Origin of the sequence: Nocardiopsis changdeensis (assembly GCF_018316655.1) — a bacterium.
GTDB lineage: Bacteria > Actinomycetota > Actinomycetes > Streptosporangiales > Streptosporangiaceae > Nocardiopsis > Nocardiopsis changdeensis.
Window position 1 is genome coordinate 147543 of sequence record NZ_CP074133.1, and the last position, 17089, is coordinate 164631.

General features: G+C 72.0%; 23 protein-coding genes. All 23 read right to left on the reverse strand.

Annotated features, from left to right (window positions below; translation table 11 throughout):
• Window positions 1-22: 22 nt before the first annotated feature.
• Window positions 23-346, reverse strand: coding sequence for a hypothetical protein (locus KGD84_RS00740; protein WP_220564182.1), 324 nt, complete (start codon window positions 344-346; stop codon window positions 23-25).
• A 45-nt stretch (window positions 347-391) separates the two neighbouring features.
• A complete protein-coding gene (locus tag KGD84_RS00745; RefSeq protein ID WP_220564183.1) occupies window positions 392-1648 on the reverse strand; it encodes a hypothetical protein in 1257 nt (418 codons plus the stop codon).
• Window positions 1649-1660: 12 nt separating this feature from the next.
• Window positions 1661-2455, reverse strand: coding sequence for a phage tail family protein (locus KGD84_RS00750; RefSeq protein WP_220564184.1), 795 nt, complete (start codon window positions 2453-2455; stop codon window positions 1661-1663).
• Window positions 2455-4542, reverse strand: a complete 2088-nt coding sequence (locus KGD84_RS00755; RefSeq protein WP_220564185.1) for a phage tail protein — start codon at window positions 4540-4542, stop codon at window positions 2455-2457. The genes KGD84_RS00750 and KGD84_RS00755 overlap by 1 nt, the downstream gene beginning before the upstream one ends.
• Window positions 4543-4713: 171 nt before the next feature.
• Complete coding sequence (locus tag KGD84_RS00760) at window positions 4714-5262, reverse strand: hypothetical protein (RefSeq protein ID WP_220564186.1); 549 nt, start codon at window positions 5260-5262, stop codon at window positions 4714-4716.
• On the reverse strand, window positions 5262-5720 hold the full coding sequence (locus KGD84_RS00765; RefSeq protein ID WP_220564187.1) for a phage tail tube protein: 459 nt from the start codon (window positions 5718-5720) through the stop codon (window positions 5262-5264). Before KGD84_RS00765 ends, KGD84_RS00760 begins: the two co-directional genes overlap by 1 nt.
• Before the next feature lie 58 nt (window positions 5721-5778).
• The gene (locus tag KGD84_RS00770) at window positions 5779-6213 is read right to left on the reverse strand and encodes a minor capsid protein (protein ID WP_220564188.1); all 435 of its coding nucleotides are present in this window, start codon (window positions 6211-6213) and stop codon (window positions 5779-5781) included.
• On the reverse strand, window positions 6210-6557 hold the full coding sequence (locus tag KGD84_RS00775; RefSeq protein WP_220564189.1) for a hypothetical protein: 348 nt from the start codon (window positions 6555-6557) through the stop codon (window positions 6210-6212). Before KGD84_RS00775 ends, KGD84_RS00770 begins: the two co-directional genes overlap by 4 nt.
• Complete coding sequence (locus KGD84_RS00780; protein ID WP_220564190.1) at window positions 6554-6889, reverse strand: hypothetical protein; 336 nt, start codon at window positions 6887-6889, stop codon at window positions 6554-6556. The genes KGD84_RS00775 and KGD84_RS00780 overlap by 4 nt, the downstream gene beginning before the upstream one ends.
• Window positions 6889-7326: a hypothetical protein gene (locus KGD84_RS00785; protein WP_220564191.1), complete on the reverse strand. Its 438-nt coding sequence runs from the start codon at window positions 7324-7326 to the stop codon at window positions 6889-6891. Before KGD84_RS00785 ends, KGD84_RS00780 begins: the two co-directional genes overlap by 1 nt.
• 4 nt (window positions 7327-7330) lie before the next feature.
• Complete coding sequence (locus tag KGD84_RS00790) at window positions 7331-7534, reverse strand: hypothetical protein (protein WP_220564192.1); 204 nt, start codon at window positions 7532-7534, stop codon at window positions 7331-7333.
• Complete coding sequence (locus KGD84_RS00795; protein WP_220564193.1) at window positions 7534-7869, reverse strand: hypothetical protein; 336 nt, start codon at window positions 7867-7869, stop codon at window positions 7534-7536. Before KGD84_RS00795 ends, KGD84_RS00790 begins: the two co-directional genes overlap by 1 nt.
• 3 nt (window positions 7870-7872) lie before the next feature.
• A complete protein-coding gene (locus tag KGD84_RS00800) occupies window positions 7873-8877 on the reverse strand; it encodes a major capsid protein (RefSeq protein ID WP_220564194.1) in 1005 nt (334 codons plus the stop codon).
• 12 nt (window positions 8878-8889) lie between these two features.
• The gene (locus tag KGD84_RS00805; RefSeq protein WP_220564195.1) at window positions 8890-9660 is read right to left on the reverse strand and encodes a hypothetical protein; all 771 of its coding nucleotides are present in this window, start codon (window positions 9658-9660) and stop codon (window positions 8890-8892) included.
• A 96-nt stretch (window positions 9661-9756) separates the two neighbouring features.
• A complete protein-coding gene (locus tag KGD84_RS00810; RefSeq protein WP_220564196.1) occupies window positions 9757-10038 on the reverse strand; it encodes a hypothetical protein in 282 nt (93 codons plus the stop codon).
• The gene (locus tag KGD84_RS00815; protein ID WP_220564197.1) at window positions 10035-12131 is read right to left on the reverse strand and encodes a phage minor capsid protein; all 2097 of its coding nucleotides are present in this window, start codon (window positions 12129-12131) and stop codon (window positions 10035-10037) included. Before KGD84_RS00815 ends, KGD84_RS00810 begins: the two co-directional genes overlap by 4 nt.
• Window positions 12132-12152: 21 nt before the next feature.
• Complete coding sequence (locus KGD84_RS00820; protein ID WP_220564198.1) at window positions 12153-13709, reverse strand: hypothetical protein; 1557 nt, start codon at window positions 13707-13709, stop codon at window positions 12153-12155.
• 4 nt (window positions 13710-13713) lie between these two features.
• Entirely contained in the window at window positions 13714-13899 is a 186-nt protein-coding gene (locus KGD84_RS00825; RefSeq protein WP_220564199.1) for a hypothetical protein, read from the reverse strand.
• Window positions 13899-14225 carry a hypothetical protein gene (locus KGD84_RS00830; RefSeq protein ID WP_220564200.1) on the reverse strand — a complete coding sequence of 109 codons (327 nt, stop codon included), beginning with the start codon at window positions 14223-14225 and terminating at the stop codon, window positions 13899-13901. The genes KGD84_RS00825 and KGD84_RS00830 overlap by 1 nt, the downstream gene beginning before the upstream one ends.
• Window positions 14226-14239: 14 nt before the next feature.
• Window positions 14240-14623 (reverse strand): hypothetical protein, encoded by a 384-nt coding sequence (locus KGD84_RS00835; RefSeq protein ID WP_220564201.1) that lies wholly within the window; start codon window positions 14621-14623, stop codon window positions 14240-14242.
• A 10-nt stretch (window positions 14624-14633) separates the two neighbouring features.
• Entirely contained in the window at window positions 14634-15956 is a 1323-nt protein-coding gene (locus KGD84_RS00840) for a PBSX family phage terminase large subunit (protein WP_220564202.1), read from the reverse strand.
• Window positions 15953-16483, reverse strand: a complete 531-nt coding sequence (locus KGD84_RS00845) for a helix-turn-helix domain-containing protein (protein ID WP_220564203.1) — start codon at window positions 16481-16483, stop codon at window positions 15953-15955. Before KGD84_RS00845 ends, KGD84_RS00840 begins: the two co-directional genes overlap by 4 nt.
• 150 nt (window positions 16484-16633) lie before the next feature.
• The gene (locus KGD84_RS00850; RefSeq protein WP_220564204.1) at window positions 16634-17062 is read right to left on the reverse strand and encodes a hypothetical protein; all 429 of its coding nucleotides are present in this window, start codon (window positions 17060-17062) and stop codon (window positions 16634-16636) included.
• Between the last annotated feature and the right edge of the window lie 27 nt (window positions 17063-17089).

Sequence of the window (17089 nt, forward strand, 5' to 3'; positions counted from 1 at the left end):
GGGCGGGCGGGTGGGTTGTGGGCTACGTGGCGAGCAGCTGGAGCGCGAGCAGCACCGCGCCGACGAGGAGAGAGAACCCGGCGGTGATCACCGCGGCCCGCACCATCCGGCGGTCCGCGGCCCGGCGGTCCTCCGCTGCCTTCTCCGCGGCCTCCTCCGTGGCCTCCTTCTGCTTCGCGTCCGCGCGGAGCTCCGCGACCTCCGACCCGAGGCGGGCTATCCGCTCCTCCGTGAGGCGCTTGTCGGCCTCGTAGACGTCGGAGGACACGCGGCCGCCGATCTCACGGCGGAGGTCGTCGAATCCCTTGCGCATCTCCTCGCGCATCAGGGTCAACAGCTCTCCCAAGTGCGCATAGTTCGGGGTGGGTGTGGTCATGGGGTTCCGGGTCTTCTAGATGGGCGCCGTCGACGACAGCACCGGGCGAGTGATCTGACGAGTCCGCGCGTCCAGCTGGTCGGCCAGGTCCCGCGCGTACATCGGCGCCCCCCGCGGGGAGGTGTCGCCGCCCTCCCGCGGCCCCTCGAGGAGGAGGGTCACCCGCTCGGGCTGGCCCCGGTCCGGGGCAGCGATCTCCATCCCGATCACGCGGCGGATCTCGTCGAAGGTCGGCGCCCCGTTCGCGTCGAGGGGCCACCAGTCGTTGACCAGGGTCAGCCGGGCGCGCTCCCCGAGCCGGTCGGGGGTGAGCGTCGGGGACTCCCCGAGCCGCACGTCGACCTGTAGGGAGTGCTGGGCGCCGGCGCGGTGGGCCGCCCACCAGGCGGCGTAGTCCCCGAGGGTGGAGCCGCTGGTCACCGTGGGGTAGTCGCGGGTCTCCTCGAGCTGGGCCCACCCGGCGGACCGGTGGTCCTGGGAGAACACCTGGAACACGGACCGGTACCCGTTGCCGTCTGCGGCGTCGCCGCGGGCGGTGTAATGGGTGCCGGTGCCGGTGGCGTCCACGCTGTGCGACCAGGACAGGACGTTGCCGGGCTGGGCGAACACGTGCGTGCGCGCGGTGTTCCCGAGGAGCGGGGCGACGTAGAACTCCCGCACCCTCGCGCCGGAGGCGTTCGGGTAGGTGCGGACGTACCACTCGGGTCCGCCGATCACCTCCGACAGCTGCTCGAGGCGTTCCCCGACCGTCGCCAGGTCGTGCCCGGAGTACGTCCGGTCACGGAGCACACCGGAGGTGGCCGGGCCGCCCCCGATGATGCCCAGCTGCAACGCGCCGCCGCTGGTCTGGGCCTGCTTGCGGCGGACGATCTCCCGGGCAATGAACAGCTGGTCCTGCTGCACGTAGGTCTGCGTGGAGTCGATCTGTACGCGGTGGAACCACGACTCCAGCGACTCGCCGGACAGCTCCGCCGTGATGCGGCCGCGGTCGTCGGACGACACCCGGCCGCGCCAGATGATGTACGACCCCCACAGCTGGCCGTTGCGCCAGACGTGGCAGATGGTCCGGCCGGGCCCCGTGCTGATGTCGTCCTCTCGGGGCGGGAGGATGCGGGCGACCTGCTGTGCGGTGGTGCGGTTGGTGATCGGCACCCGCGCGGAGAACGGGCCGGGCTGCACGATCCGGCGCCCGTAGCGGACGCCGCTGAGGGCCAGGTCCGTGATGTGCTGGTCGGTGAGCAGGTCACAGAACTGGTACCGGTACGAGGGCATGGGTCCCTTCCGTTACAGGTAGGCGTGCCGGTAGGTGACGTGCGCGCGGGTGGTGGCGCCGGTGCCGGTCGCGGCCAGGGCCACCGTGGACGTGCCCACGGGGATGGCCAGCGCCTCGACCGGCACGGACCCGGCGGTGAGGGTGCCGGTGATGTCGTCCCCCCACGACGCGGTCACGGTCCCGGCGTGGCAGTCCAGGGTGAGGGACTCCCCGGCGAACATCGTCACGGCGAACCCCACGGACAGGGGCGGGCGGCCGGGCCGGGTCACGGTGATGGTGGGGGTGGTGCAGGGCCCGTAGATGGTGATGGTGGGGCGGCTGGAGGTGGTGCCCTGCTGGGGCGCCGGCCGGGCCGCGCCCGGGACGATGGCCAGGTGCACGGGGTCGGGGTCGTACCGGATCGGGTCCGGGCACGTCCATTGGAGGGTGAACGGCACGTGCCCCAGCCTCGAGTACTTGTCCAGGCTGATGACGCGCAGGGAGACCCGCGCGTCGACGGTGAGGGACTCGCCCAGCACCGTCGCCACCAGCGGCCACAGCGTGTCATCATCGGGCACCGCGCACACCCGGCGGAGGTCCCGCACCCGGTCTCGGATGTCCACGGGCAGGGCCCGGATGCGCCCCGTGACGGTGACGGTCCGGGCCTGCGCGTAGGAGGTGCCCGCCCACGACCCGTGCCGGGCCGGGCGGGGCTCGTCCCCGGAGTCCAAAGGCGGCATGTCCTCCCACCCGTCGAGGCGGAGCAGCTGGTAGACGCTGGGCGGCCCGAGGGTGAGCCCCTGCCACGCGAGACTGTCCGGCAGCATCAGACCCCCCTCCGTGCGCTCACGAGCCCGTACAGGGCCTCTCCGACGTCGTGCGGCGACATGCGCTCGGTGGCGTGGAAGTGCTCCACCCACACCGCCGGGTCCTTGCCGCCCCGGTCCGGGCCGGGGATGCCGTCCGCGGCGGACCGCTGGCCGGGCACCGCCAGGGCGCCGGTCATGCTGTCCGCGATGCCCGCCGCCATCCGGTACGTGGCCGAATCCAGCCGGGCCTGCCCCAGCTGGAGGCCGGCCGCGATGCCCTCGGGAATCCACCGGCCGACCTGGTCACGCATCACGCGAGACGGGGAGGAGATCCCCAGGGCCTCCTTGGCCGACTCCAGCGCGCTCGAGGCGATGCCGCGGAGCTTGCTGTAGAGCCTGCCCGCGGCGCCGGTCACGCCGTTGATCACGCCCTGGATCATGTCCCGGCCGACCGACGACCAGGAGGACAGCTTCGAGCGGACCGTGGAAAGCGCCTGGCTGAAAAGGCTCGTGATCTTGGATTTCATCCACGACCACGCTGCGGACGTGGCGTTTTTCAGTCCATTCCACGCGCCGACGATCCCGGACCAGATGTTGTTGGCCGTGGACTTCACGGAGCCCCAGGCGGAATTCCAAATCCCCTGGATGAATTTCAGGGTGGCGGAAAGGCCGTTCGAGATGATCTTGATGGCTCCGCCGATGATGCCCTTGAGGGCTTCCCAGATTCCGGCGCCGATTTGCTTGACGCCATTCCAGGCGCGATCCCAGTCCCCGGTGATGAGCCCGAGGACGGTATTTAGGATTCCCTTGATGACTTCGAGGCCGCCCGAGACGATCCCGGAAATGATCTCCCAGAGTCCCTCTAGGATTCCGATGATCTCGGTGCCGAAGTTCTCCCAAATCCAGGTGAGGAATTCTGCTGCCTTGGAGAGGATTTCCCCGATCAGCTCCCCGCCGAGGCTGAAGATCTCGCCCAGCTGGGACCACCACTCGCGGATGGTCTCGAGGATGTCGGAGGAGGCCAGGGCCTCCCACAGGTCCTCTAGGATCGGCTGGAGCGCCTCCCAGAGCTCCTCCGCCCCGCCTCGGATGTACTCCCACGCCGACGACAGCGAGCCCGCCATTTCCATGATGGCGTCCCGGAATCCCCCGGCCTTTCCGGCGGTGTCGGTAAGGGTCGTCCCGAGGAGGACCATGGGGGAGAGCAGCCCTAGGAGGCCGCCCGGGATGTTCTCATTGATCCAGACGTAGGCGATGCTGAGCCAGTCGACCAATTTAATGATCTTGCCGACCAGGTCGATCGCACCGGTGATGATCCCGGCGAAAGGCTCCGGGTTCTCCTTGATGGTCCCGAAGAGGTCCGAAAGGGATTCCCAAATTCCCCCTAGGGATTCCTCCAGGTCTGGGCCGAGTGCTCCGAGGAGGGAGTTGAAAGCCTCGGTGGCTTCATCAATGACCGGGCCCGCGCCCTCGAAGGCCCCGAAAAGGAGTTCCGAGAATTCGGAAAGGACCGGCGCCATTTCCGCAAAAGCGGATTCGAGATGCGGGGAAAGGGAGTCAAAAAGGCCTTGCAGGTCCCCGGCGACGTCGACCAGGGTCCCTTGCAGGGGTTCGGCCATCCGCTTCAGGTCGCGGACGACGTTGTCCTTCAGGTCCGAGAACGCGTCCTGGACCTCCTGGGCCTGGGCGGCCGCGGCCAGGCCCACACCGGCGATGGCACCGCCGAACGCGAGCGCGAGCCCGAGCCCGACCGTGGCGCCGAGCAGGGGCAGCGCCGCCAGGGCCACGCCCACCACGCCAACCATCACCCACACGTTCGACGAGATCGCGCCGAACGCCTTCGTGAGCCCGCTGCTGAGGCCCCCGCCGGCATCGGCCCCGGCGCTCATCAGCCGCGGCCGCTCCCCGCGGATCGCGCCCAGGAGGCCGTTCCCGAACCCCTGGCCCGAGCGGGCCCCGGCGCCGGAGGCGTCGATGTCGTCGAGCGCGTCCTCGATGCGGTTGGCGGCGACGCGCGCCTCCGCGGCCGCACCGGCGAGTCCTCTGCTGTACCCCCGGTCCTCGAGGTCCATGGTGGCGACCAGTTCGCCCACGTTCATCGCCAAGGGGGTTCACCCCCCTCGGGTCATCACGTGGCGCCTGGGCGCCTCACAGGTTGCGGAGCAGGTCCCGGGCGGCTTCGCCGTCGACGACCTGGTCGGGTTCCTTCTCGAGCAGCCGCCAGAACACGGTGTCTCTGGGCATCGCCAAGACGAGGGCGTGGAACTGGCGGACGGTCATGTCCGCGAGCGCTTCCGCTTGGATCCCTTGCGCGAGCGCCCAGCCTTCGAGCGCCCACCAGTACTTTCGGAGGCACCGCTCGAAGCGCCCTTCGCGCGGAGCGCCTTCTCCCGGAGCAGACGCTCCGGGGCTTTTCCCGTGGTCACCGCCTCGTAGGCGTCCCGCCAGGTGATCGGGGATCCGCCGGCGCGGGCGATGCCCCACGCCATGACCACCGCGAGGCGCTGGTAGGTCATCCCGGCGTCGTACCAGCGCTGGAAGGACCCCTCCCCGAACAGGTCGTCGAGGGCGGCGGCGATCTCCTCGTCGGAGACCTCGACCAGGTCCAGGCGCTCGATGCGCCGCTTGGTGCGCAGGGTGACGGTCCGGGGGGAGGGCACCCGGACCCGGACACCGAGGATGGTCTCGGTCTCCTCCTGGGCCTCGACCTCCGCCCAGAACTCGTCATGGCTCTGGTTCTCAGCGGCGCGTTCGGCCGCGGCCTCCGCCGCGTCGGTGTCGGCGTGCAGCCGGGCGGCCTCCGCGAGGGCCTCCTCGACGTTCATCAGAGCACCGCCACGGTGGTGCTGGGCCCGGACCGGCTCAGGGTGGCGTTGAAGCTGGTGTTTTCGTTGTGGTTGCCGCCCTGTTCTCCCACGCTGGTGGTGGCGTCCCAGACGGTCCACTCGGTGTCCATCGGGTACCTGAACCGGTACATGGCGTGGCTCTCGATGCCGAACTTGCCGCTCGCGTTGGCCGTGACGAGGGCCTGCCCCGGCTCGAGGGCGCCGGTCGTGTCGTCCTTGACGAGACGGCCCTCGAGGGTGAGGGTGGCGCCCTCCTGCATCTTGTCCTGGGAGTAGAAGCCGTTCGACTCCATGGTCGTGGTGTCGACGAACTCCTCGTTCTCCGCCCGGTTCACGGTCACGGTGAGCTTTCCGCCGACCTCGGTCCACACGGGGGTGGTGGCGCCGTCGCTGACTTCGAGGATGATGCTCCGCGCGGGCACCTGGTGCAGGACCATCGCGGACCTCCTTTGCAGGGTGGGGCCCCGCGCGGGCGGGGCCAGGGGTGGGTGTGGTTCAGAATCCGGGCCGGGCCGTCGTGGGGCGCTCCAGCACCAGGCGGACGTTCACCGTCCACTCGTGCCGGCCGTTCTCGTCCCGGCCGATGTAGGCCGGAGCGCCGCCCTGGCAGACGGCCATCTGGAGCCAGGTGCCGCCCGGGAGCGCCCGGTACATGAGCCCGTTGAGGGCGTCGTAGGCGGCCTGGGCCAGGGCCTCCCCCGGGGCGGGGTTGTCCTTGGTGCCGCGGATGCGCAGCTGCACGCGGACGTCGTCCTCGGGCAGGCCGCCCAGGGCGTCGGCGCCGTCCCCATACAGGGCGATGGCCAAAGCGACGTCAGGAGCGAGCGGTAGGGACGTGGCGAACAGGTTCCCGCCAGCGCTCCCGTCGAGCCGGTACTCGCCGACGCCCAGCTCGTCCAGGAGGAGGCCGATCTCGTCGGTCAGGGTCACGGCCCGAGCGCCTCCCTCACCTGGGCGGCCACGATCTCGAGGAGGGTCTCCCGCTCCCGGTTGAACGGGTCCTCCAAGTACTTCGCCTTCCGGCCCGGGTCGTGCCGCCAGGTGAGTTCCTCGTGCTGTCTCCTGGCGTACACGGTGTCGAAGTACACGGCGCCCTCCCGGCCCCGCACCACGGCGGTACCGGACCGCTCGAGGGTGCCCTCCTCGAGGGGGGCCTCCTTGCGGGACTCCCCGAGGAGGTGCTCCATCGCGAGCCCGAGGCCCTTCTCCGCGGCCTTGAGGGCTTCGCGGCGGGCGTCGTCGCCGTCCCACTTCAGTCGAACGCTGCTGCTCATGTGAGGCTCACCTCCAGATGGGACGGGACAGGGAGCTTGCGGCCGTCGTAGCGGACCGTCGTGATGACGGTCGGGGTGGTGCCGTCCGGGAGGCCCACGCGGGACCCGGCCGGGAAGTGGTCGGCGTCGGCCAGGCGCACGCGGAGGGTCGTGGTCGAGACGACCTCGTCCCCCTCGGTGCGGGTGACCTTCCGCCGCCCGGCCTCCATCAGGGCCCGGACGGTGACCGGCGGCCCGTACACGGGCCCGTGCGCTCCCGCGCCCGTGTACGGCTCGACGGTGATGTCCCACCCCATGCGGCGGAGCAGGGCTCCGGGGATGGTGCCGGGCATCAGCACCACCACCCGGGCGGGCCGGTGCGCGGCCCGTGGCCGGTCAACCCGGCCTGCTGGAGGATCAGGTAGGACTGCTCCGGCAGGCCCGCGCGGGCGGCCGCGGCCGCGGTGGCGGAGGCCTGGCCCCCGCCGGCGCCGCCGGTGCGGCCCCCGCCCAGCGAGATCGGACCGGCCGCGACCGAAGTCCACGCCCGGGGGTCCCCGATCCCGCCGTCCTGCTCGCTGCCGTCCATGCCGTTGTCCGCCCACCACGCACAGAGTTCGAGGGTGGCGTCGCGGAGGGCGGCGGCGGTGTCCGGTTCGGTGCGGTCGTAGATGGCGGACAGCAGGGCGCCCCGCACGCGGCGGGACGCCCGGTTGAGCATCCGCTCGGGGTTGTCGACCGGCTCGTCGAGGTAGGCGTTGAGCTCGGTCACGGTGGCGTAGGGGTCCACGCGCTCACCCCCCGCCGTTGGTGTCCTCGGGCTGCTCGTCGGCCGGGGCCAGGGCGGCGGGCTCCTCGACCAGGTACCAGCCGTCCGCCTCCCGGGCCTTCTCCCGGGCCATCGCCTGGAGGCCGATGCGGGTGTCCTCGAGGGACTTGGGGACGGTGCGGACCCGCTCGACGACCTGGCCGCCCTTGCGGTGTTCGTAGAAGGCCATCAGGCGTCACCCCCGTCCGCGGGCGCGTACCGCTCCACGAGCTGGTCGCGGGTGGCGGCCTCCGCCTCCTCCTCGGGCATGCCCTGGGCGACGGCGTAGGCGAGCCAGTCGGCCTTGCTGGCGGACTTCGCCGGCCGGGCGGGCGGCTGCTCGCCGCCGCCCTGGCCGCCGTCCTCCTCGGGGGCCTGCTCGACCGCCTCGACCTTGTAGCGGTGGCGGTGGAAGTACGCGAGCACCCCCTCGTCGGAGGTCTCGCCCACCCCGTTCGCCAGGGCCACCCCGGCGACGACGCCCGTGTACCCGGGCACCGGGGCCGTGATCTTGTGCAGGGTCATGGGTTAGGCCACCTTCACGTTGCGCAGGACGGCCGCGGCCTTGGTCGACTTCAGGGCGACCGCCACGGGACCGAGTTCGACCTCACCGAGCTTGACCGCGCCCGCGGTGGAGAAGTCCGGCGGCCACTGGCGGATGCGGACCCCGCCGGTGGTGGACACGCCGTGGAAGCCGCTCATGTCCACGCGGTAGGCGTAGAGGTCGGTGAGGCCGGTCTCGGCGGTGCCGCCCACGGTTCGGCCCTCGACCGGGATGATCGGGGAGTTGCTGCCGGCCTTGTCGCCCGGGTCCGCGAAGATGGCGCCGCCGTAGGACTCCCGCACGACGGGTCGGCCGAACTGGTCGACGAGGCCGTCGACGGGGTTGCGGACGTACATGCCGGTCCGGCGCACGATGGCGCGGATCTTCGCGAGCGCGGCCCGGTTCCCGAGGATGACGGTCGGCATGCCGTCGAGCAGCCCGAGCCACTCGTCGAGGGTGTCGAGGGCCTTGTGCTTCACCGAGGCGTCGGTGTCCAGGTCCGACCAGTCGGTGACGGAGGTCGCCCCGAACTCCGTGGTGGAGCCGGTGAGGGCCTTGTCGAGGCCGTCGAACCCGTTCGCGTCCACGGCGGTGTCACCGTTGATGACGAGGTCCTGGAACTGGGTGCGGGTCGCCTTGATCTTCTGGCTCATGTTCAGCTCGACGGCGCCGCTGGCCGCGGGGCCGATCTCCCCGACGATGCGGTCGACCTCGAAGCTTCCACCCATGACCGCGAGGTCGGTGGTGTACCGCTCGGTGGTGACGTTCTGCGGGGTGTACTCGCTGTTGATGGCGCGGGTGGAGGCGGTGGGCTGGGTGATCAGGCGCCGGTACCCGTAGGTGAGGGTCGCGCCGCCCCCGGACGGGTTGACCGCGTCGTCCCAGATCAGGGTGTCCAGGATCGTCGATTCCTTGCGGAACTCGTCGATGACGGCCAGGTCCACGGCGTCGGTGGTGTTGTTCTTCGCTTCCGCGAGAGTGACGGGCATCGGGTGCCCTCCTTACTTCTTGGCGTAGTGGGAGCGGAGGGCCGCGCCCAGCCCCTTGGGCTGGTCGGGGGCGCCGGGCCTGCCGGTGCCGTCGCTGCCTCCGCGGGTGCCGCCGGGCGCCTGGCCGCTGGCGTAGTGGGGGTGGTCGGCGACCGCCTTCTTGATGGCGTCGGAGACCTGCTTGTCGTAGTCGGCCGCGGCCGGGTCGAGCTTGCCGACGGCGTCCATGAAGGACCGGGAGTCGGTGAGCGCGACCGGGTTCGCACCGTGCTTGCCCGCGGCCCGGTAGACCGCGAGTTCGGTCGTGGCCGCGGCGAGCCTGGCCGCGGTCCCGTCGTCGGTGGCCGGTGCCTGGCCACGCTGCTGGCCGGGCGCCTGGCCCTGGCCGTCCTGCTGGCCGGTGTCCTGCTGGCCACCGGCGCCGCCCTGGCCACGCTGCTTCAGCTGGCGGTTCTCCTCGCGGAGGTTCTCCACCAGGCGCTGAAGGCGCGCGGGGTCGAGCGGCTGTCCGTCCGGGCCGACCGGCGGCGCCTGGCCGCCCGGCTGCTGCCCGGCCTGCTGCTGGCCACCGGCCGCGCCCGGCTGGCCAGCACCCTGGCCACCGTCGCCACCGGCCTGGCCAGCGCCCTGGCCACCCTGGCCGACACCGGCCGTGCCGCCCTGGCCGTCGCCGCCGGACCCGGACTCGTCGCCCCCGAGCTGGGGCCAGACGATCCGGCCGGACGGCAGCACACCGAGCGCCCGAAGGCCGGTGCGCGGGTGGCGGGGAAGTTCGATGGACATGCGTCGCCTCCTGGGCGTGGGAAAGCCCGCGGCGCCTGTCCGCGGGCATGAGAAAGCCCCGCACCGGGGGCCGGTACGGGGCGGGTCAGAAGAGGGTCAGGCGGGGGGCGCCCCAGTCTCAGGGTCGAGGCCGAAGATGCCGCGCGCCCGCGCGTGGAACTCCTGCTCGGCGTCGGCCGGCGGGTTCACGTCGAGGTAGTGGAGGTTGTAGTCGGAGACCTGGCGCCGCTCCGGGGCGTCCGGCCGGAACTCGACCTCCCCGTCGAGGTGCTCGGCGGTCCACTCGGCGTGCAGGTCGGACAGGGCGCGGAGCCGATCCACCTGCGCCTGTGAGGGGCGCACGGGACGGGCCCGCCGCCACGAACGGTCTCGGGTCATAGCCACTTCACCCCTTGCCAGTCGGACCCCAGCATGGCGCGCTTACCGATCCAGGACGCATCCCGGCCGGTGTGCTGCGGCTGGCGGCCGCACTGGGACAGCTCATACGCGGTCGGGTAGTCGTCGGACCCGAACGGCTCGTCGTTGAACCGGTCGAGCAGGGCCTCCGCCGCGGCGATCTCGAATTGCAGGCCCGGCCGGTCCGGGTCGTCCGACGCCATCGACGCCAACTCGGTTTCCGCTCTGGCGAGTTCCCGCTCCAGCTGGTTCGCCAGGTCGATGGCGTCGTGCTCGTCCGCCCAGGTGAAGCCCTGCCGCGCCCACGTGTACCCGCCCACGTCGATGTTCGCGTGGACCTCGATCCTCTCAAACCCGCTGTGCCGGTACCAGCGCTCGAGGAACCCGTTCCACGCCTCCGCGAACCCCTGGCCGCGGACCGACCGGTCGAGGTTCAGATAGTCGTGGATGGCGTACAGGATGCCGCCGCCCTCCCGGCGGAAGGTCCGCTCCACCGTCCCGACGTAGGTGTCGTTCTGGCTGTGGATGTCGGCGGAGAACTGGGTCTCGTCCTCGTTGATGTCGGTGCTGCTGATGGCGATGGTGAACCCGTTGTAGTCGCGGCTCTCGAGGACGTCGGTGAGGGCGTCGCGGATCTCGTCCTCACGGTTGAGGGCGTCGTCGTAGTCGTCGGGGATGAGGTCCCCGAGCCGGATGAACCCGGGCCCCAGGGGCGCGGATCGCGCCTGCTGGGCGGCGGACCGGGCGGCCTGCCGGGCGGCCTCCAGCTGTTGCCGGTGGGCCTCCTCCGCAGGGTTCGGGGCGGGGTTGACGGCCAGGAGCGGCCCGGCCTGGCGGGGCTGGTCGGCCGCGCGTACCCCGCCGGCGGGGTTGAACAGGTCCGGCTGCACGTCCGGACCCAGCGGGGTCGCCGGGTTGGAGGTGTCGCCGCCGGGCGGGGTGGAGCCCGCGCCGATCTGCTCCCGGTACCGGAGCCGCTTGAGCTCCGGGTGGTCGTCGAGGTGCTTGCGCATCTCGCGCTGCCAGTCGAGGACCTTCCGGCGGGCCGCCTTCTTGGCCTCGTCCGTGGTGGCCGCGGCCTCCTGCTCCTTCCACTTCCGGATCTTGCGTTCGATCTCGCGCTGACGCATCCGCGCCTTGTACTGCTCGGGCTGGGCGGTCGCCCGCGGGATCTGGGTGACCCCCGGCAGGTACGCGGACACGCTGTGGCGGCAGTTCGGGTGGAACAGGCCCGCGGCCCTGGCCTCCGCCAGGGTCCCGGCCGGGTGGACCGTCACCCACGCCCGGGGGCGGAGCGGGTTCGGTGCGGCCGTGCCCACGGTGGCCTCACCGCGGAACAGAATCTTGCCCTCCCACGGGCGGCACAGCTGGCACTCCTGGGCGTGGTCGGACACGTACACGTACTTCACGCCCAGGTCCTCGAGCCGGGACGTCTGCCCCTCGACGGCCGCGCGCGCGGACGCCGTCCGGGTCGCCATCTCGACGTAGCTGGACAGCCGCCACCGGCGCCCGGACCGGTCGGTGAACCCCAGGATGCCCCGGTTCACCAGGGCGGCCCACGCGGCCTGTGTGGCGTCCCGCCGGGTCTGGCCGCCGGCCAGCATCCGGGCCGTGGCCCCGGCGATCGCGGACCGGTAGGCGTCGAGCGTGTCCCTCAGGATGTTCTGCACCACCTGGCCGACGTCGCGCACGAGCGCAGCCGCGAGCGCCTGAATCGCGCCCTGCTGGGGCACCAGGTCGCGGGCGGCCTCCGCCGCCTGCGACAGCCCCGACGCCGGGAACCAGGCCGCGGGCAGGTCCGCCACCGCGGCCCGGGTGCCCAGCCGCCAGGCGTCGGCCACGGCCTGGCGGAGCGCCGTCGACCCGTTCCCCGTCAGCGCCGTCTGCACCGCGCCGGCGGCCCGGCGGAGCGACGCGAGCGCGTCGGCCCGGGGCTGGGCGAACGCGGTCGGGGCGCCCGGGTGCTCGCGGAGGTGGTCGCGGATCTCGCGCAGGAGCGCGAGTTCCCCCTCACGGTAGATCGCAGCGACGTTCGCCACGATCTCGTCGACGTCGTCGGGGTTCACACCGGGCACCGGCGGCCACCCCCTGTCCGGCTACTCGCCGTCCTCGGGCTCGTCGCCCTGGTCCTCGTTGTCCTCGAGCCGGTTGGCGGCCAGGCCCTCAGCGGCGCCCATCCACGGGTCGGCGTCGGTGACGGCCGCGCGCTCCCGCTCGATCCGGGCCGCCTCCTCCTGGACCTCGGTGTCGGTCCACTCGGGGTGCTGGCGCTTCACCACCAGCCACGTGCTGATGGCCTCCGCGGCGCGGAGCATCTGAATGGACCGGGCCTCGGATTCCCGGGACGGCCGTTCGGCCGGGGCCATCTCGACCGTGGGCGGGTCGAGGACGTCCACGCCGCTGTCGAACTGGGCGGCGTCGAGGGCAAGCCACGCCTGCGAGATCCGCCTCAGAGCGGTCTTGACGTACATGCCCTTGCGCTCGGTCGTGGTCATCGACGCTTCCTTGCGGTCGACGACCTCCGTCGCGGTGCGCTCTCCCTGCTCGGCCAACCCGAAGGTGCTGGGGCTGTACCCGCAGGACCGGGCGATGGTGGCCAACAGGTCGTCCTTCGTCGCCCGGTGCTCCTCGTGGCGGATCTGGAACTGGGCGACCGTGATCCCGAACCCGGGAGCCTTGGGGTCGACGTTGATCTCGTCGTAGACCTCACGGTCCAGGTCGAAGTACGACCCCTGGCCCTCCCCGAGGGACTCGAGCACACCGGCCGGGACGGCGATGCGGCCCTTGCCGAGCCGGATGTCCCGCATCCAGCTCGTCATCGTCTGGTCGATGGCGTCCATCTCGTCCCACACCGGGGCGGCGTAGTCGGACCGCCCGAGGTACCCGCGGTCACGCCGGTTCGGCCGGATGTTGGGGATGTGGGTCGCCGTCAGCATGCCGATGCCGGTCAACTGTCGGCCCTGGTCGTCGGTGAGCGCGTCGAGGTGGGCGGCGTCGGGGTGCCGGTTGAAAGGCCTCCGGGTCCCGAGGTTCGCGGTCGTGCCTTCGTAGAGGCCGTACTCGATCAGGCCGGCCCCGTCCTCAACGGCGTGCCGCTCCAGCAGCCGGAGCACGACGTCGCCCTCCCGGGACAGCTCCCGCCAGAACGTCACCTCGATCAGGCGGCCGTACCGGATCGTGGGGATGGCCATGTCCCCGGGCCAGACCGTCAGGAGGGCCCGGTCGGGGACGGCCTCCCGGTCCCACACGGTGGCCAGGTAGCAGTCTCCGAGGGCGGCGCACAGCTCGAGGCCCTCGAGGAGGCGCATGTGGAGGCCGCCGTCTTCGGCCAGCTGGTCGAACCGGGTCTGCGCCTGGGCGTTCTCGAACCGGATCGTGGGCGCCTCGCTCGCGAGCAGTCCGGCGGAGGCGGCGGCGATGTCTCCGGCCACGGGGACGTGTACGCGGCGTTCGGGTTCGTCGAGGCGGCGGCTCTGGGCCCACAGGTACGCCTGCACGCTGGGCCGGTCGCGGTCGCGCTTGACGAGGGTGCCGTAGTACTCCGCGAGCTGGTATTTGTCGCCGGTGTACCAGACGTCTGCCTGGCGCATGTCGTCGTATGCGTCGACCAGGTTCTTCGGGGGCCAGGGGGTGTTCTCGTCGGGGAGCGGCACGGGGTCACTCCCTTCGGGTGTTGAGCCGGTTCGCGTGGGCGCGGGCGCGGGCGGGGTCGAGGTGGACGCCCCACGGCGCGATGCGGCGAGAGGGGAGCGCGATCACGTCCCACACGGTGGGGCGGCCGGGTCGGGCGGCGGCCAGGTGGGCGGGGAGCGTGCGCTCCCGCACGGCGTAGCGGGCGGCCATCAGTCGCCGGTCTCGGGGACGTGCCACGTGCCGGCGGGGTAGGCGCGGCCGCCGGTGTGGCAGCGGGCGCCCGGAGCGTCGTCGGCCGGGTCACCGACGCCGTGGAACACGCCCTGGTCGAAGAAGGCCCCGGTCGGGTTGAGCACCGCGAGTCCGACGTGTCCGATGTGATGTCCGGGCGGCCAGTCCTGGTAGGTGTCCACCAAGGTGACGATCGCGGCCCGGCACGCGGACGGGTACCGCTGGGTGCCGTCCGGCAGCACGGGGGAGCCGTGGGACACGTAGTGGACGACGTCGCCCACGCGGGGCGGCCAGTGAGCGGCCATGCTGGGGTGCCTCCTCAGGCGGTGGTGGGGTGTGCGGCGGCGAGCTGGGCGGCGAGCACCTGGCCGACCGCGCGCTCCTCGGGGGAGTCCTCCACCAGGTGGACGACGTCAGCGCCGGTGGCGCGGAGCAAGTCGACGTGCTGGCGGATCTCGTCCCGGTCGGCCGGGCGGAGCCGCTGGGCGCTGTGCAGCTCGATCACGACCAGGGGGCCGCGGGCGCCGCGGAGGTGGCAGGCCCGGTGCGCGGTCCGCACCCGGTGGCGGGGGATGCCGGCCGCGCGGGCGTGCCGGTGGGCGTTCGTGACGCTGCCGGTGATGTAGACGACCGGGGCCGTGGTGGTGTGCAGCAGCCGCATGGCGTGCTGGGCGGCGGCCAGGCCGGGCGGGATCTCGGGCACGCGGGTCTCCTCAGGCGGCGAGTTCGAGAATCGGGAGCTTGAGCGTGGACCGCCACAGCCACGCGGAGCTGTGCAGCCCGTACCGGAGGGCGTCAGCCGAGTGGTCGAACGCCTTGACCGGCTTGTCCTCCCCCTTGGCGGCCGCGTCGTCGTCCCAGGCGTAGGCGGGGAGTTCGGTGATGAGGCCGGTCGCGGACCGGTGGATGCGCAACCGGTCCTGGCCCATCACCGAGGACACGGTGCGGATGCCGTCGAGGACGTCGTTGTCGGCGGTGGCCACGCCGGGGTGCCGGTCGGCCCACAGCTGGGTCATGAACGACGCGGCGGACGGGTCGACATAGGTCTTCTCGGGGCGGACGCCGCGCGCCTGGGCGTGGTCGGCGCCGGTGATCTCCCCGGGGCGCGGTACCCGCTTGAGCCAGTCGCGGAGGGCGGCGGAGTACTGGGCGTCGGTCTTCTTCGCCCGTTCCTTCTTCGAGTCCCACCGGTATTCGCTGGTGACGTACATGCGGCGGTCGGCGCCGATCCCCAGGAGGACGGCGGCGAACGGGTTCGTGGTGCCGTAGTCGATGCCGCACGAGACCCATCGGGTGATCTCGGGGAGCCGGTCGACGACGTGCCGGTCGGGGTCGAAGCTGTCGTAGACGGCGCCCTCTGCGAGCGCCCACTCTCCGAGGATCAGCCGCCGGTACCAGAGGCCCACGCTCGAGGCGATGAGGTCGTCTCGGTACTCGGGGTCGAGGTGGGGGTTGTCGGTGAGCTTGAACGAGAACCGGTGCAGCGGCACCGTGTCGCCGTCGAACCGGTGGAGCTTGTCGTCTCGGTCGACCCAGAGGCGGGCTCGGTCGAGCCACTTGACCTTGCACCAGTGGAACGGTCCCTCGGGGTTGGTCGTGGCGTAGATGCGCGCCCCGGCCTGGCTCATGCGGGTGCGGAGCATCTCCCAGAAGCTTTCCGGGAGGACGGACAGCTCGTCGACGTAGGCGCCGAGCAGGGTCATGCCGCGGATCTTCTCCTGCGCGCGCTCGTCGTTCGCGCCCGCGATGTAGACGCGGCGGCCCAGGAGGTGGAGGGTGCCCTCTCCGGCGTTGAGCTTGCACCGGGAGGACCCGAGCATCTCGACCAGCGGGTCGATGATGTTGCGGCGGAGGGTGCGTTCGGTCTTGCCGACCATGAGGAGGTTGCCGGGCGGGGCCTGGCGCACGAACTGGAGCCAGGCGAGTAGGGAGCACACGGTCTTGCTGCTCCGGACGGTGCCCTCCCAGATGTTCATGCGGGCGGTGGCCAGCTGCACGCTCAGGGCCTGCTTGCCGACGAGGGGCTTGATGCTCATGCGGGGTCACCCCCGTCCGGGTTCGCCTCCTCGGTGGAGGGCTCGGGGGCGGGGGTGTCGCCGGTCATCGCCTGAAGCCAGGCGTCGACGGCGGGGAGGTTCAGGGTGTCGGCGTCGACAGCCTCGAGCTTGACGGCCTCACGGGCAGCCGCGCCGGCGGCCTGCACGAGCGCGCGCACGTCCTGGGCGGGCAGGTACTTCGCAGTCCACTTCACGAGCTGCCCGGCGGAGGGCTGGGCGAGGTCGTGCTCGGGGAGGTCGAGCCGGTCGAGCGCGTTGTGGGCCTGGGCGTAGAGGCGGAGGATCAGCTCGGTCCGGGCGGCGCGGGCGTCTTCGACCTTCGCGCGGGTGGCGGCGGCGGTGCGGCGCCGGTCGAAGGACAACCCGGCGTCCTTCGCGATGGTGCTGACGCTCTCCTGGGGAATGCCGAGTTCGCGGTGGATCTCGTTCCGGGACTTTCCAGCGGCGTGCAGTTCCTTGACGCGGCGGATCTTCTCGGGGTCGCGGCGGTGGTTCGGTTGGGCCACAGGGGATGCACCTCCCCGGGGCCGGACATGAGAACGGGCCCCGCCCGGTCGCCGTCCCCCAACGGACGGCCGGGCGGTGGCCCGGGAGAGGGCGCGCGTGTGGCACCGGGATCTAGGGTTGCACCTCGAAGTGACAAAACGCCCAGGGGGTCACTTCTTGGGCTTGCGGGCGCGGATGCGGCGGCCGGTGTACAGCCGGTCCACCTGCGCGCGCGTCCACGTGGGGCGGCCGTCCGCGTCGTCCTGGGCGTGGCCCTTGAGCACCCCCCGGGATGCGTCGGTGCGGACGACCGAGTAGTCCAGGCCGGTGTACGCGGCCACCTGCTTCATCGTGAGCGGCCGGTCGGCCGGGATGTCGGTGGTCTCGGGCGGGAACCACATCCACGTGCGGACAAGGGCGTCGACGTCCTGGGCGTCGTAGCGGACCGGCTTGACGCCGGGCGGGGTCAGGCGGCGGACGCTGGCCTTCCACTCCTCGGACAGGACCCAGGTGTTGTTCACGACGCCGCGGGACCGGCCGTACTTGGCGGCGATTTCGGTGACGGTGAGCCCTTCGGGGGCCGGCGGCTGGGTTACCATGGCGGTGCCTCTCTGAGGTGTTTTCAA

Bases quoted from the DNA above. Each gene is read 5' to 3' on its own strand.
- KGD84_RS00800 (WP_220564194.1), bottom strand. From the start codon at position 8,877: ATGCCCGTCACTCTCGCGGAAGCGAAGAACAACACCACCGACGCCGTG.
- KGD84_RS00795 (WP_220564193.1), bottom strand. From the start codon at position 7,869: ATGACCCTGCACAAGATCACGGCCCCGGTGCCCGGGTACACGGGCGTC.
- KGD84_RS00790 (WP_220564192.1), bottom strand. From the start codon at position 7,534: ATGGCCTTCTACGAACACCGCAAGGGCGGCCAGGTCGTCGAGCGGGTC.
- KGD84_RS00805 (WP_220564195.1), bottom strand. From the start codon at position 9,660: ATGTCCATCGAACTTCCCCGCCACCCGCGCACCGGCCTTCGGGCGCTC.
- KGD84_RS00760 (WP_220564186.1), bottom strand. From the start codon at position 5,262: ATGAACGTCGAGGAGGCCCTCGCGGAGGCCGCCCGGCTGCACGCCGAC.
- KGD84_RS00775 (WP_220564189.1), bottom strand. From the start codon at position 6,557: ATGAGCAGCAGCGTTCGACTGAAGTGGGACGGCGACGACGCCCGCCGC.
- KGD84_RS00830 (WP_220564200.1), bottom strand. From the start codon at position 14,225: ATGGCCGCTCACTGGCCGCCCCGCGTGGGCGACGTCGTCCACTACGTG.
- KGD84_RS00825 (WP_220564199.1), bottom strand. From the start codon at position 13,899: ATGGCCGCCCGCTACGCCGTGCGGGAGCGCACGCTCCCCGCCCACCTG.
- KGD84_RS00840 (WP_220564202.1), bottom strand. From the start codon at position 15,956: ATGAGCATCAAGCCCCTCGTCGGCAAGCAGGCCCTGAGCGTGCAGCTG.
- KGD84_RS00780 (WP_220564190.1), bottom strand. From the start codon at position 6,889: ATGCCCGGCACCATCCCCGGAGCCCTGCTCCGCCGCATGGGGTGGGAC.
- KGD84_RS00810 (WP_220564196.1), bottom strand. From the start codon at position 10,038: ATGACCCGAGACCGTTCGTGGCGGCGGGCCCGTCCCGTGCGCCCCTCA.
- KGD84_RS00750 (WP_220564184.1), bottom strand. From the start codon at position 2,455: ATGCTGCCGGACAGTCTCGCGTGGCAGGGGCTCACCCTCGGGCCGCCC.
- KGD84_RS00745 (WP_220564183.1), bottom strand. From the start codon at position 1,648: ATGCCCTCGTACCGGTACCAGTTCTGTGACCTGCTCACCGACCAGCAC.
- KGD84_RS00765 (WP_220564187.1), bottom strand. From the start codon at position 5,720: ATGGTCCTGCACCAGGTGCCCGCGCGGAGCATCATCCTCGAAGTCAGC.
- KGD84_RS00850 (WP_220564204.1), bottom strand. From the start codon at position 17,062: ATGGTAACCCAGCCGCCGGCCCCCGAAGGGCTCACCGTCACCGAAATC.